The 12,562-nt window shown below is 63.9% G+C and carries 14 protein-coding genes; 1 reads left to right on the top strand and 13 read right to left on the bottom strand.

The features are described from left to right. Positions 1-3: 3 nt before the first annotated feature. From phnK to phnC, 9 genes are all read right to left on the bottom strand, one after another. On the bottom strand, positions 4-813 hold the full coding sequence (phnK, locus tag P3C50_RS01820; RefSeq protein WP_275544663.1) for a phosphonate C-P lyase system protein PhnK: 810 nt from the start codon (positions 811-813) through the stop codon (positions 4-6). Further along, the gene (locus P3C50_RS01815; protein WP_275544662.1) at positions 810-1,679 is read right to left on the bottom strand and encodes an alpha-D-ribose 1-methylphosphonate 5-phosphate C-P-lyase PhnJ; all 870 of its coding nucleotides are present in this window, start codon (positions 1,677-1,679) and stop codon (positions 810-812) included. The genes phnK and P3C50_RS01815 overlap by 4 nt, the downstream gene beginning before the upstream one ends. Continuing rightward, positions 1,679-2,755, bottom strand: a complete 1,077-nt coding sequence (locus P3C50_RS01810; protein ID WP_275544661.1) for a carbon-phosphorus lyase complex subunit PhnI — start codon at positions 2,753-2,755, stop codon at positions 1,679-1,681. The genes P3C50_RS01815 and P3C50_RS01810 overlap by 1 nt, the downstream gene beginning before the upstream one ends. Next, entirely contained in the window at positions 2,755-3,366 is a 612-nt protein-coding gene (gene phnH / locus P3C50_RS01805) for a phosphonate C-P lyase system protein PhnH (protein ID WP_275544660.1), read from the bottom strand. Before phnH ends, P3C50_RS01810 begins: the two co-directional genes overlap by 1 nt. Next, on the bottom strand, positions 3,366-3,815 hold the full coding sequence (phnG, locus tag P3C50_RS01800; protein WP_275544659.1) for a phosphonate C-P lyase system protein PhnG: 450 nt from the start codon (positions 3,813-3,815) through the stop codon (positions 3,366-3,368). Before phnG ends, phnH begins: the two co-directional genes overlap by 1 nt. Positions 3,816-3,826: 11 nt before the next feature. Continuing rightward, positions 3,827-4,549, bottom strand: a complete 723-nt coding sequence (phnF, locus tag P3C50_RS01795; RefSeq protein ID WP_275544658.1) for a phosphonate metabolism transcriptional regulator PhnF — start codon at positions 4,547-4,549, stop codon at positions 3,827-3,829. A gap of 20 nt (positions 4,550-4,569) precedes the next feature. Beyond that, entirely contained in the window at positions 4,570-5,361 is a 792-nt protein-coding gene (gene phnE, locus P3C50_RS01790) for a phosphonate ABC transporter, permease protein PhnE (protein ID WP_275544657.1), read from the bottom strand. An 82-nt stretch (positions 5,362-5,443) separates the two neighbouring features. After that, positions 5,444-6,445 carry a phosphonate ABC transporter substrate-binding protein gene (gene phnD, locus P3C50_RS01785; RefSeq protein ID WP_275544656.1) on the bottom strand — a complete coding sequence of 334 codons (1,002 nt, stop codon included), beginning with the start codon at positions 6,443-6,445 and terminating at the stop codon, positions 5,444-5,446. Positions 6,446-6,499: 54 nt separating this feature from the next. Next, positions 6,500-7,324 carry a phosphonate ABC transporter ATP-binding protein gene (gene phnC / locus P3C50_RS01780; protein WP_275544655.1) on the bottom strand — a complete coding sequence of 275 codons (825 nt, stop codon included), beginning with the start codon at positions 7,322-7,324 and terminating at the stop codon, positions 6,500-6,502. Positions 7,325-7,704: 380 nt separating this feature from the next. Here phnC and P3C50_RS01775 point away from each other — a divergent pair, with 380 nt between their 5' ends. Beyond that, positions 7,705-8,037 carry an Arc family DNA-binding protein gene (locus tag P3C50_RS01775; protein WP_197858131.1) on the top strand — a complete coding sequence of 111 codons (333 nt, stop codon included), beginning with the start codon at positions 7,705-7,707 and terminating at the stop codon, positions 8,035-8,037. A gap of 79 nt (positions 8,038-8,116) precedes the next feature. On the opposite strand, the gene P3C50_RS01770 is transcribed toward P3C50_RS01775, so the two are convergent. The 4 genes from P3C50_RS01770 to P3C50_RS01755 all read right to left on the bottom strand — a co-directional run bounded on the left by P3C50_RS01770 (position 8,117) and on the right by P3C50_RS01755 (position 12,456). Further along, positions 8,117-9,253 (bottom strand): sodium ion-translocating decarboxylase subunit beta, encoded by a 1,137-nt coding sequence (locus P3C50_RS01770; protein WP_275544654.1) that lies wholly within the window; start codon positions 9,251-9,253, stop codon positions 8,117-8,119. A 10-nt stretch (positions 9,254-9,263) separates the two neighbouring features. After that, entirely contained in the window at positions 9,264-11,042 is a 1,779-nt protein-coding gene (gene oadA, locus P3C50_RS01765) for a sodium-extruding oxaloacetate decarboxylase subunit alpha (protein WP_275544653.1), read from the bottom strand. A gap of 23 nt (positions 11,043-11,065) precedes the next feature. Continuing rightward, the gene (locus tag P3C50_RS01760) at positions 11,066-11,323 is read right to left on the bottom strand and encodes an OadG family protein (RefSeq protein ID WP_197858128.1); all 258 of its coding nucleotides are present in this window, start codon (positions 11,321-11,323) and stop codon (positions 11,066-11,068) included. 203 nt (positions 11,324-11,526) lie between these two features. Next, the gene (locus P3C50_RS01755; RefSeq protein WP_275544652.1) at positions 11,527-12,456 is read right to left on the bottom strand and encodes an AraC family transcriptional regulator; all 930 of its coding nucleotides are present in this window, start codon (positions 12,454-12,456) and stop codon (positions 11,527-11,529) included. Between the last annotated feature and the right edge of the window lie 106 nt (positions 12,457-12,562).

Here is a 12,562-nt window from a genome sequence, read left to right as displayed (position 1 = left end):
CGCTCATGGCTGCAAGACGGACGACACCAGCAGCTGCGAATAGGGATGCTGCGGATCGTCGAGAATCTGGTCGGTGAGCCCCGCCTCCACCACCCTCGAGCGGCGCATCACCATCAGGCGGTCGGCCAACAGGCGCGCCACCGCCAGGTCGTGGGTGACGATCACCACCGCCAGGTCCAGCTCGCGCACCAAGCCACGCAGCAGGTCGAGCAGGCGCGCCTGCACCGATACGTCCAACCCGCCCGTGGGTTCGTCCATAAAAACCAGGCGCGGCGCTGAAACCAGGTTGCGGGCGATCTGCAGGCGCTGCTGCATGCCGCCGGAGAAGGTGCGCGGTAGATCGTCGATACGCGCCGGGTCGATCTCCACCTGGCTCAGCCAGTCGAGCCCGGCGGCGCGCAGCTCGCCGTAATGGCGCACGCCCTGGGCCATCAGTCGCTCGCCGATGTTGGCGCCAGCCGATACCGCCATGCGCAGGCCGTCACGCGGGTTCTGCTCGACAAAGCCCCACTCGGTGCGCAGCAGCGTGCGCCGCTCGGCCTCACTGGCGCTGTAAAGGTCGAGCCACTGGCCGTCGCGACCGCGATAACTCACGCTGCCGCGATCTGGCGGGCAGCGCCCGGAGAGCAGGCTGAGCAAGGTGGACTTGCCCGACCCGGACTCACCGACAATGCCCAACACCTCGCCGGGATAAAGGTCGAAACTCACCCCCTGGCAGCCCTTGTCCGGTCCGTAAAGGCGGGTCAGATCTCGCGCCGAGAACAACGGCTCGGCCACTGCCATGGCAGGTTGCAGACGTTCGGCGGCGCTCATTGCAGGTTCTCCTCAGTGCGCTGGCGGCAGTAGTCGGTGTCGGAGCAGACGTAGCGCTTGTTGCCGGCATCGTCGACGATCAACTCGTCGAGGAAGGATTCCGTGCTGCCACAGAAGGCGCAGCACTCATCCCACTGCTGCACGGCGAAGGGGTGATCCTCGAAGTCCAAGCTGACCACTTTGGTAAAGGGCGGCACCGCGTACAGGCGCTTTTCACGACCGGCACCGAACAGCATCAGCGCCGGGCTCATGTCCAGTTTCGGGTTGTCGAATTTGGGGATCGGCGACGGGTCCATCACATAGCGCTCGTCCACCGTCACCGGATAGGCGTAGGCGGTGGCGATATGGCCGAAGGTGGCGATGTCCTCGTACAGCTTCACGTGCATCACGCCGTAGTCCTCAAGCGCATGCATGGTCCGCGTCTCCTGCTCGCTGGGCTCGATAAAGCGCAGCGGCTCGGGGATAGGCACCTGATAGACCATGATCTGCCCGGCCGACAGCGGAGTTTCCGGAATGCGGTGACGGGTCTGGATCACGCTGGCCTCCAGCGTGCGCTCGGTGGTGGCGACGCCGGCGGTGCGGGCGAAGAAACGGCGGATCGACACCGCATTGGTGGTGTCGTCGGCGCCCTGGTCAATGACCTTGAGCACGTCGTCCGCACCGAGAATGGCGGCGGTCAGTTGCATGCCACCGGTGCCCCAGCCGTAGGGCAGCGGCATCTCGCGACCGCCAAAGGGCACCTGATAGCCGGGAATTGCCACTGCCTTGAGCAGGCCACGGCGGATCATGCGTTTGGTCTGCTCATCGAGATAGGCGAAGTTATAGGCCGACGCCTCGCGGGCGCCGCTTGCAATGGAAAGGTTCATCAGCGGTTCTCCTCTGCCGACGCTTGGCGGCGCAGCTTGCGGATCAGTTCCAGTTCGGCCTGGAAGTCGACGTAGTGCGGCAACTTCAGGTGCGAGACGAAGCCGGCAGCCTCGACGTTGTCGCAGTGCATCAGCACGAACTCCTCCTCCTGCGCCGGGCCCTGCACTTCCTCGCCGTACTCGCCGGCACGCAGCGCGCGGTCGACCAGGGCCATGCCCATGGCCTTGCGCTCGGCGTAACCGAAGGCCAGGCCATAGCCACGGGTGAACTGCGCCTGCTCGGCACTTTCACCAACGAACTGATTGACCATCTCGCACTCGGTGATTTCGATGTCACCCAGCGGCACGGCGAAGCCCAGTTCGGCGGGCGTCATCCACACCTCGACGTCGCCGATACGGATCTCCCCGGCGAAGGGGTGGTTGCGTCCGTAACCACGCTGGGTGGAATAACCCAGCGCCAGGAGGAAGCCCTCGTCGCCACGGGCCAGCGCCTGCAGGCGCTCAGCGCGGCTGGCGGGAAAGGCCAGCGGCTCGCGGGTGATGTCGGGCACCGGCGCGCCGTCGTCTGTCTCGCGGGCCATCAGCCCTTCGCCTGCGAGAAAATCCAGCACCCGCGGACAAGGCTTGGGCTCATCGGTAACGATCGCTTCTGGCGCTGGATAGTCGCCCTCGGCCAGCAAGGTGAAATCCAGCAGACGGTGGGTGTAGTCGAAGGTCGGGCCGAGCAGCTGACCGCCGGGCAGATCCTTGAAGGTGGCGGAGATGCGCCGCTCCAGCTGCATCTTCGTGGTATCCAGCGGCTCGCTGGCGCCGAAGCGCGGCAGCGTGGTGCGGTAGGCGCGCAGCAGGAAGATGGCTTCCATCAGGTCACCTGCGGCCTGCTTGATCGCCAGCGCAGCCAGTTCCTCGTCGTACAGCGAGCCTTCGCTCATGACGCGGGCCACGGCCAGCGGCAGTTGCTGACGCACCTGCTGCACGCCCAGTTCGGCGACGGCGGTATCACCACGGCGACGGTTGGCCAGCAGTTGATGGGCATTGTCGATGGCGCGTTCGCCACCCTTGACGGCGACATACATCAGGCGGCCTCCTCGGTTTCGATCAGCACGCGGGTGCTGCGTGGCAGGCCGATGACCTCCCCGCCCGCGGCGAAGAAGCAGTCCAGGCCACGGGGGAAAGCACTGCGCGCCTGGCGCTGCTGCCAGAACGAGGCCGGCAGCGGCAGGCTGACGCTGCGCACGTCCTTGATGCCCGGGCCGCGCCAGCGCAGGGACCGGCCGGCGTGCAGATCACCCAACTGGATCAGCAGCGTGCAGGACTGATCCGGGTAGCGCTCGCTGCCATTATCGAAGTCCGACAAATCATCCAGTTCGCTCTCATCGAGCAGGGCGAACAGGGCGATCTCGCGCTCGGCGACGATCGGGCAGCCGCAATGGAAGGCCAGGTTGGCGCGGATCAGCGGCGTATCGAAGCGCGGCGCCAGCCACAGGGGCGTGTCGCTGTCGAGAAAGGCCAGGCACAGGCCATAGGTGGCCGGGGCCAGGTCGCCCAGGACGTGAGCGCGGTCCATGGCGCGCGGCAGGCCCGGTTCGGCCAGGGCGCCGAGGGCAGCGCGAAAGCTGACCTGGGCATCGAGCACCGGGTTGTCGAAAGCCGGTTGCAGCCAATGCGAGCTGTGCGGCGTAGTCATTAGTCCTCTCCTCTGACCAGGGTGAAGAATTCCACCTGGGTGGCGGCGCTGCGGGCGGCCCGGGCCAGGCGCTGCTCGCGCTGCTGGTGAGCCATCGGTTCGATCAGGGCGGCGAGCCAGCGTGCCTGGTCGCAGCCCTGCAGATGGGCGTCGGCCAGGGCGGCCAGTTCGGCGCGGCGCTTGTCACGGCCGGCCAGGTAGCTGTAGCCGGTGCGGCCGTCGGCCAGGCGCACCACGCAGCGGGTCACGGTCATCTCGCCCAGGTTGAAGGCACTGCCGGTGCCGCCCATGCGCCCGCGCACTAGGGTCATGCCCACCTCGGGGGCGCGGATCAGCTGGTAGGCGCTGTCCTTCAGCGCCGCCTCGTGGGCATCGAGGGCGCTGCCGGCACGGGCCAGCACGCCCATCCAGCGCTGGCGCGCGGCAATGTTCTGGTCGATTTCGTTCATGCGGGTCTCCATCAGGTCGCTACCTGGTACTGGAAGCGGTCGGCGCGGCTGCTGGACTGCGCCAACTCCACCGCCCGACCAGCGGGATCGTGGGACAAAGTGAGCACGCTGAGCAGTGGCGCGTGGCGCGGCATCAGCAGATGCGCCGCCTCTTCGCGGCTGGGCAGGCGCGCGCCGATCAGGCTGAAGGTGCGCGTCAGCGGCAGGTCGCGCTCAGCCAGGTACTGGCGCAGCGAACCGCCCTGGTAGTCAGCCAACTGTGGTGCCAGGCTGGCGCAGAAGCGGTGGCGGATCAGGCTCAGCGGCTGCCCCTCGAGCAGACGCAGGGTGGTCAGCTCGATCAGCTCGCTGCCGTCGGACAATTGCAGATGCCGACATTCCTCACTGCTGCCAGTACGGCGCAGGCGCTCGATCAGCTTCGCCTCGACATGGTGGCCGAGCGCCGACAGCGACTGGCTGAAGGCACTGCCCGCCTCCACCGGGTACACCAGTGGCTTGGCCAGCACCTGGGTGCCCTTGCCCTGACGGCGCAGCAGGCGGCCTTCGAGCACCAGCTCGTCCACCGCGCGGCGCAGAGTGTGACGGTTGACCGAGAAGCGCGCGGCCAGTTGCATCTCGCCCGGCAGGTAATCGCCCGGGCTCATGCGCTGCACGTCTTCGCGCAGCACGGCGGCCAGCTCGCGGTACAGCGGTTCGCTTTGTCTAGACAAGTTCATCGTTTGAAAAGGGCGCACGCAGGCGCCCTCCTCCTCCTTCAGATAAAGAGCTTGCGCAGGCGCTGGGACAGGATGTCGATGGCGCTCACTACCAGGATGATCACGATCAGCAGCGCGCAGGTCTGGGCGAACTGGAAGCCGCGGATGGCCTCCCAGAGGATCACCCCGATGCCGCCGGCGCCGACCATGCCGACCACAGTGGCCGAGCGCACGTTGGACTCGAAGCGGTACAGCGAATAGGAAATCCACAGCGGCAGTACCTGCGGGATGACGCCGAAGATCACCTCCTGCAAGGCACTGGCACCGGTGGCACGCACGCCATCGACCGGGCCCGGATCGATGGCCTCGACCGCCTCGGCGAACAGCTTGGCCAGCACCCCCGTGGTGCTGATGAAAAGCGCCAGCACGCCGGCGAAGGGGCCGAGGCCAACCGCGACGACGAAGAGCATGGCGAAGACCATTTCATTTATCGAACGGCAGGCATCCATCACCCGGCGCACCGGCTGATACACCCACCAGGGCACGATGTTCTCGGAACAGAGGATGCCCAGCGGAATGGCGCAGAGAATGGCCAGCACCGTGCCCCAGAGGGCGATCTGCAAGGTGACCACCATCTCCTTGACGTAGTGCTGCCAGTTACTGAAGTCCGGCGGGAAGAAATCGGCGGCGAAGGTAGCCATGTTGCCGGCATCGCGCACCAGTGCCAGCGGGTTCATTTCCGCACCCTGCCAGGACCAGGCGAGCACGGCAAAGAACAGGCCCCAGCCGATCAACTGCAGCCAGCTGCGCTTGCCATCGGCTATGGGGGTGGCGGTGGTCAATGTCGTCATGGGTAACTCTCAATCTAGTGGGAGGCGCTTCAGCGGCGAGCTTTTCAAGAGCCGCCCCACTCTCGCGGGACGGCTCTCGGGGTCAGCCGGCGCTGGCGCCGCCCTGCTTCTCACGCTCGGCCATGCGCTGCTCCAGCTTGGCCAGCTCGGCGTCCAGCTCCTTGAGCTGAGCCTGCTTGTCGGCGTCCTTGAGCTTGTCGTTGTTGGCCACTTCGGTACGCTTCTTGAACAGCTCGAGCTGACGAATCGGCAGCAGCTGATCGTTATCCGAAGGCTTGAACTGACCCCACTGCAGGCCCTCGAGCACCTTCTTCTCTTCCGGCTTGGCACCGTAGGTCATGAAGAAGTTGCGCAGCTTGTCGCGGGTTTCCTGCGGCAGGTTCTTGCGCCAGACGATGGGGTCCGACGGGATCAGCGGTGACGTCCAGATCACCTTGAGCTGCGCCGCTTTGTCCGGCGCAGTCACTTCCAGGCGCTCCATGCCCTCGCTGTTGAAGGTGCCGACATCGACCTGCTTGTTGGCCACCGACAGCGCGTTGACCTCGTGGCTGCCGTTGAGCGAGCGCTTGAAAATCTTGCTGGCGTCGGCGTTGTTCTGGGCGAATACGTAGTAGCCAGGCACCAGATAGCCGGAGGTGGAGTTCGGATCACCGTTGGCGAAGGTCAGGCTCTTGGCGTTCTTGAGCATGTCCTCGGCCGAGTTGATCGAACTGTCCTTGTGCGCCACCAGCAAGCTGTAGTAGCCCTGCGCACCGTTGGCTGCCACGGTCTGGGCGAAGATTTCACCACCGGCGCGATCGACTGCTTCCATCGCCGACTTGTTGCCGTACCAGGCCACGTCGACCTTGTCGAAGCGCATGCCCTGGATGATCCCGGCGTAATCAGGCGCGAAGAACGCGTTGATCTTTACCCCGGTCTGCTTGCTCATGTCGGCCAGGAAGGGATCCCACATGGCCTTGAGGTTCTGCGAGGACTCGGTGGAAATGATGCCGAAGTTGAGTTCCTCGGCGGCCTGGGCCGAGCCCAGCAGGGAACCGGTGACGAGCGCAGAGGCAGCCAGCACCTGGCCGATGCGTTTGAACATGGAGCACACTCCTGTTGCGGGTTGGCGTTGTTTTTTCGAATGAGGAAACTGACGTCAGGCCTTGGCCAGCGTCAGCGGACGTTCCACGGCACGCGGGCGCTGCCCTTGCGGCAACAGCAGGCTGATATCGAGATCGCCGCCGTAGAGGTCGTTGAGGAAATCGGGGTTGAAGCTGTCGGTGGGGCCGTCGAAATGAATGCGCCCGCCCTTGAGCGCCACGGCGCGCTGGCAATAGCGCACCGCGTAGTCGACCTGATGCAGGGTCACCACCACCGTCTTGCCGTCGCGGCGGTTGATGTCAGCGAGAATTTCCATCACCTTGCGCGCCGACTCCGGATCAAGCGAGGCGATCGGCTCGTCGGCAAGGATTACCTCGGCCTGCTGGCACAGCGCGCGTGCAATGGCCACACGCTGCTGCTGGCCGCCGGACAGGGTCGAGGCGCGCTGCGTGGCAAACTCGGCCAGACCGACGCGCTCCAGCGCCTGCATGGCGCGCTGTTTCTCCTCAGCGTTGAACAGGCTGAGGCTGCCACGCCAGCGCGGCATGCGACCGAGGCCGCCGAGCAGCACGTTCTGCAGCACGCTGAGGCGGCCGACCAGATTGAACTGCTGAAAGATGTAGCCGATATCGGCGCGCTGGCGACGCACGTCACCATTGAGGCGACCATCGGCCTGCACCTGGCGCCCGAGCACTTCGATGCTGCCGGCATCGCCGCGGGCCAGGCCGGCCAGATGGCGCAGCAGGGTCGACTTGCCAGAGCCAGACGCGCCGATCAGCGCGACCATCTCACCCGGCTGCACCGACAGCGCCAGATCGAACAGCGCCTGTTTACGGCCGAAACTCTTGTTCAGGCGGTCGACTAAAATCGCTGCGCTCATGTGCCGGCCCTCTACTATCATCAATGATCAGAAGGCGAGGAAGTCGCCATCTGGTGTAGACCAACCTAGGCAGATTCCATGTCAGAACTGTGAAATGCGGGTGACGATTGAATGAACACGCCGGAGTTTTTCGGATGGAAACCCTCGAAGTGCACGCTTGTGCCAATTGCTACTCATTTCTGACGACTGGTGCTGGCACAACGCCGTTACATCGATCACAATGTGCCACGTATTTGGCGTCAAGGAACTGTTCAGATGGCCTTCGGGTCGTAATGACGCAGAACGCGATATCGGTTGAACGGCTAGTGCGAAAGACGGTCAAACCGGTGACAATCTCGACACTGATTACCAGTATCGCTCCCTGAACTAACCGGTAATGTATGCGCCCTATGAAACAGGCTATTTATTCCAGCCGCACGGCTGACAAGTTTGTCGTTCGCTTGCCAGATGGCATGCGTGAGCGTATTGCTGACGTAGCACGCAACCATCACCGCAGCATGAACTCCGAAATCATCGCCCGCCTGGAGCAGAGCATGCTGCAGGAAGGCGCTCTGGATGACGATCTCAGCCTGCGTCTCGACAGCCCCGAACTGAGCCTCCATGAGCGTGAATTGCTGCAGCGTTTTCGTCAGTTGTCGCGCCGTCAGCAGAACGCGCTGGTCGCTCTGATTGCCCATGACGTGGAAATGGCCGCTGAAGCTGAAGAAGCCTGAAGCGAAGCCATAAAAAAACCGGCCTAGGCCGGTTTTTTTATGGCTGGAGGAAAAACGCGGAGCGAACCCCGCGTTCTCTTTACCCGACAAAGCTGAGCAATACCCCCGCCGCCACTGCAGAGCCGATCACCCCCGCCACGTTCGGCCCCATGGCATGCATCAGCAGGAAGTTCTGCGGGTTGGCCTCCAGGCCGACCTTGTTCGATACCCGTGCCGCCATCGGCACCGCCGATACGCCTGCAGAGCCGATCAGCGGATTGACCTTGTTGCTGCTGAACAGGTTCATCAGCTTGGCCATCAGCACACCAGCCGCAGTGCCGGCGCAGAACGCCACCATGCCCAGCAACAGGATGCCCAGGGTCTTGAGCTGCAGGAAGGCTTCTGCCGACAGCTTCGAGCCCACGGTCAGACCGAGGAAGATGGTGACGATATTGATCAGCGCGTTGCGCGAGGTGTCGGCCAGACGCTCGACCACACCACATTCACGCAGCAGATTGCCGAGGGCGAACATACCGATCAGCGGCGCCGCGTCCGGCAACAACATACCCACCAAAAGGCACAGCACGATGGGGAAGACGATCTTCTCGGTCTGCCCCACCGGCCGCAGTTGCTGCATGACGATGGCGCGCTCTTCCTTGCTGGTCAACGCACGCATGATCGGCGGCTGCAACAGCGGCACCAATGCCATGTAGGCATAGGCCGCCACGGCGATGGGGCCAAGCAGGTCAGGCGCCAGCTTGGAGGTGACGAAGATCGAGGTCGGCCCATCCGCCCCGCCGATAATGGCGATGGAAGCCGCCTCCTTGAGGGTGAACTCCATGCCGGGAATGCCCAGTGCGGTGATCGCCAGCGCGCCCATAAGGGTGCCGAAGATGCCGAACTGCGCGGCGGCGCCCAGCAACAAGGTTTTCGGGTTGGCCAGCATCGGTCCGAAGTCGGTCATGGCGCCAACACCGAGGAAGATCAGCAACGGGAAGATGCTGGTCGGCAATCCCACTTCGTAGATCAGGTGCAGGAAGCCGGCACCTTCGGCCATGTTGGCCACCGGGATGTTCGACAGCAGGCCGCCGAAACCGATGGGCACCAGCAGCAGAGGCTCGAAGCCCTTCTTGATGGCCAAGTAGATCAGCAGCAGGCACACCGCGATCATGAAGGCCTGACCAGGCTCCAGGTGATACAGGCCGGTGCTCTGCCAGAGCTTGAGCAGCTTTTCCATGATGCGCTCCTCAGCCGATGGTCAGCAGGCTGTCGCCCACCGCCACAGCATCACCCACCTTGACGTTGACGACGCCGACGGTGCCGGCCTTGAACGCACGGATCTCGGTTTCCATCTTCATCGCTTCGAGGATGATCACCAGTTGCCCCTCCTCGACAGCCTGGCCTGGCTGCACCAACACCTTGAAGATATTGCCGGCTAGCGGTGCGACCTGCGGCTCGCCACCACTCGCTGCGACCGGGGCTGGCGCCACGGCGACGTTCGCTGCGCCACCGATGGGCTTGATACCCTCGATATCGCCGCCCTCGTTGACCTGTACGACGAAAGATTTGCCATTGACCTCGACGGTATAGACCTCAGGCTTGCCGGCCTCACGGGCGGGAGCTTCCTTACCGGTCGGCAGCGGCTCGAAGGCCGCCGGGTTGTCGCGGTTCTCGAGAAACTTCAGGCCGATCTGCGGGAACAGCGCATAAGTCAGCACGTCGTCGATCTCGTCGGCGGCAAGCTGGATGCCCTTGTCCTTGGCGATGCCCTTGAGTTCGGCGATCAGCTTGTCCATTTCCGCGTCGAGCAGGTCGGCCGGACGGCAGGTGATGGCCTGCGCGCCATCGAGCACGCGCGCCTGCAGCTCGGCATTGAACGGTGCGGGCGCCGCGCCGTACTCGCCCTTGAGCACGCCGGCGGTTTCCTTGGTAATCGACTTGTAGCGCTCGCCGGTGAGCACGTTGATCACCGCCTGGGTGCCAACGATCTGCGAGGTTGGGGTCACCAGCGGGATGAAGCCCAAGTCTTCGCGCACACGCGGAATCTCGGCCAGCACCTGGTCGAACTTGTCCTGGGCGCCCTGCTCTTTCAGCTGGCTTTCCATGTTGGTGAGCATACCGCCCGGCACCTGAGCGACCAGGATGCGCGAATCGACGCCCTTGAGGTTGCCCTCGAATTTTGCGTATTTCTTGCGCACTTCGCGGAAGTACGCGGCGATCTCCTCCAGCAGCTCCAGGTTCAGCCCGGTATCGCGCTCGGTGCCCTGGAACATCGCCACCACCGATTCGGTCGGCGAGTGACCGTAGGTCATCGACAGCGAGGAGATGGCAGTGTCGACGTTGTCGATACCAGCTTCCACCGCCTTGAGAATGGCCACGGATGACAGCCCCGCGGTGGCGTGGCACTGCATGTGGATCGGGATCGCCAGGCTGGCCTTCAGGCGCGACACCAGCTCGAATGCGGTATACGGCGTGAGGATGCCGGCCATGTCCTTGATGGCCACCGAGTCGGCGCCCATGTCCTCGATCTGCTTGGCCAGATCGACCCACATCTCAAGGGTATGCACCGGGCTGGTGGTGTAGGAGATGGTGCCCTGGGCGTGCTTGCCCTGCTGCTTGACGGCCTTGAGCGCGGTCTCGAGGTTGCGCTGGTCGTTCATCGCGTCGAACACGCGGAACACATCGACACCATTGATGGCGGCGCGCTCGACGAACTTCTCCACCACGTCATCGGCGTAGTGGCGATAGCCCAACAGGTTCTGCCCGCGCAGGAGCATCTGCTGGCGAGTGTTGGGCATCGCCTTTTTCAGCTCGCGAATACGTTCCCACGGGTCTTCACCGAGGTAGCGAATACAGGCGTCGAAGGTCGCCCCGCCCCAGGATTCCACCGACCAGAAGCCGACCTGATCGAGCTTGGGTGCGATCGGCAACATGTCTTGCAGGCGTACGCGAGTGGCCAGGATGGATTGATGGGCGTCACGCAGCACCACATCGGTGATTCCGAGTGCTTGTTTAACGGCAGTCATACAGGTACTCCCTCTGAACCTGATCAACCGCGACGCGCGCGGTGCTGGGCAATAGCGGATTGAATGGCGGCCAGCGTTTCTGCATCCGGCTCATGGCTGGCCGACTTGGCGCTGTGCGCTGGGGAAGAAGCGGCGGGGGTTGGCGCGGGTGGAGCGAAAGTCGCGATCAGGCGCGACATCAGACTGACCACACCCACCAGCAACACCAGAAAGACAAACACGAAACCCATACCGAACAGCATGAGTTCGACACCCTCGAGCAGTAGTTCACTGGGGGTCATCTTGGCTCCTTTTGGCCAGCAGCTCGCGGGCTGCATTCATTATTGATCAGGAGCGCCCAGGGTCAGCGCCCGGGCAAAGCTGCCGAACCTTAGCCTGAAACAAGCGTTTGAAGCAAACGCCAAAAGGCCTGGATTGGTCATTTATGTAGTGGCTTTTGCCCATCCACTACCAAAGAATGAGAAAAGCGCTGCGAGCAAGGTTCTCAGCAGGCCGACCGCACGCCAGTATCAACGGCAGGCGCCAGCGCCAGAAGCTGCTTGAAGTGGCGCGTCTCGTCGCCAGGAGTACGCCCGAAGAGCCGCTTGAACTCGCGACTGAACTGCGACGGGCTTTCGTAGCCGACGCGCTGCGCCGCGCTGATCGCACTCATGTCGCTGCGAATCATTAGTAGCCGGGCCTGGTGCAGGCGGATGGCCTTGAGGTACTGCAACGGCGAGCGGCTAGTCATGGCCTTGAAGTGCACATGGAAGGCCGGCACGCTCATGCTGGCGATCTCAGCCAACGAAGGCACATCGAGCGACGCCTGGTAATCGCGATGTATGCGCTGCAGCACGCGTGCGATGCGGCCAAAATGGTTGTTCTGCGCCAGGGTCGCGCGCAGACCACTGCCCTGCTCGCCCTGCAGCACGCGAAAGACGATCTCACGCATGATCGACGGGCCTAGCAGGCGCACCTCGTCGGGGTCGGCCAGGGCTTCCAGCAGGCGCAACGTCGCATCGCTCAGACGCGCATCCATCGGGCTGGAATAAAGCGTCGCCGGCGCGCGGGTCGGGGGCTCGTCCAGCCCCATCGCCAGTTCGGCCACCAACAGCGGATCGACCCGCAGTGCCACACCGAGCATGGGCTCATCGGCCGTCGCCTCGGTTTCGATGGCAAACGGCAAGGGCAGCGCCAGCACCAGATAGTGCTGCGCATCGTAAACGTACAGATTGCCGTCGTGCAGCCCACTCTTGCGCCCCTGGATGACGATCACGATGCTCGGCTCGTACAGCGCCGGCGTCACCGGAAGCGGCCGGTTGGAGCGCATGAAGGTGACGCCATCCAGTTGCGCCGCGGTATACCCCTCTTCGGGAGCCAGGCGCAGCATCAGCTCGACCATGCGCCGCTTCATGCTCTCGGAATTCGCACTCATGCTCTGCCACCCGCTCTGGAGGAAGACCGGCATATTGTAGGAAGCAGTCAATAGAAACAGGCAATATCGAAAGAGTAACGAGACTTAGCAGACGGCGCCCACGTGC

Origin of the sequence: Pseudomonas sp. Marseille-Q0931 (genome assembly GCF_940789645.1) — a bacterium.
Lineage (GTDB): Bacteria > Pseudomonadota > Gammaproteobacteria > Pseudomonadales > Pseudomonadaceae > Aquipseudomonas.
The sequence above is the reverse complement of the archived record's forward strand: the minus strand, read 5'-3'. Positions and strand labels throughout refer to the sequence as shown.

Bases quoted from the DNA above. Each gene is read 5' to 3' on its own strand.
- phnG (WP_275544659.1), bottom strand. From the start codon at position 3,815: ATGAACGAAATCGACCAGAACATTGCCGCGCGCCAGCGCTGGATGGGC.
- P3C50_RS01810 (WP_275544661.1), bottom strand. From the start codon at position 2,755: ATGTATGTCGCCGTCAAGGGTGGCGAACGCGCCATCGACAATGCCCAT.
- P3C50_RS01815 (WP_275544662.1), bottom strand. From the start codon at position 1,679: ATGAACCTTTCCATTGCAAGCGGCGCCCGCGAGGCGTCGGCCTATAAC.
- phnK (WP_275544663.1), bottom strand. From the start codon at position 813: ATGAGCGCCGCCGAACGTCTGCAACCTGCCATGGCAGTGGCCGAGCCG.
- phnE (WP_275544657.1), bottom strand. From the start codon at position 5,361: ATGACGACATTGACCACCGCCACCCCCATAGCCGATGGCAAGCGCAGC.
- P3C50_RS01770 (WP_275544654.1), bottom strand. From the start codon at position 9,253: ATGGAAAAGCTGCTCAAGCTCTGGCAGAGCACCGGCCTGTATCACCTG.
- phnH (WP_275544660.1), bottom strand. From the start codon at position 3,366: ATGACTACGCCGCACAGCTCGCATTGGCTGCAACCGGCTTTCGACAAC.
- phnC (WP_275544655.1), bottom strand. From the start codon at position 7,324: ATGAGCGCAGCGATTTTAGTCGACCGCCTGAACAAGAGTTTCGGCCGT.
- P3C50_RS01775 (WP_197858131.1), top strand. From the start codon at position 7,705: ATGCGCCCTATGAAACAGGCTATTTATTCCAGCCGCACGGCTGACAAG.
- phnD (WP_275544656.1), bottom strand. From the start codon at position 6,445: ATGTTCAAACGCATCGGCCAGGTGCTGGCTGCCTCTGCGCTCGTCACC.
- P3C50_RS01760 (WP_197858128.1), bottom strand. From the start codon at position 11,323: ATGACCCCCAGTGAACTACTGCTCGAGGGTGTCGAACTCATGCTGTTC.
- P3C50_RS01755 (WP_275544652.1), bottom strand. From the start codon at position 12,456: ATGAGTGCGAATTCCGAGAGCATGAAGCGGCGCATGGTCGAGCTGATG.
- oadA (WP_275544653.1), bottom strand. From the start codon at position 11,042: ATGACTGCCGTTAAACAAGCACTCGGAATCACCGATGTGGTGCTGCGT.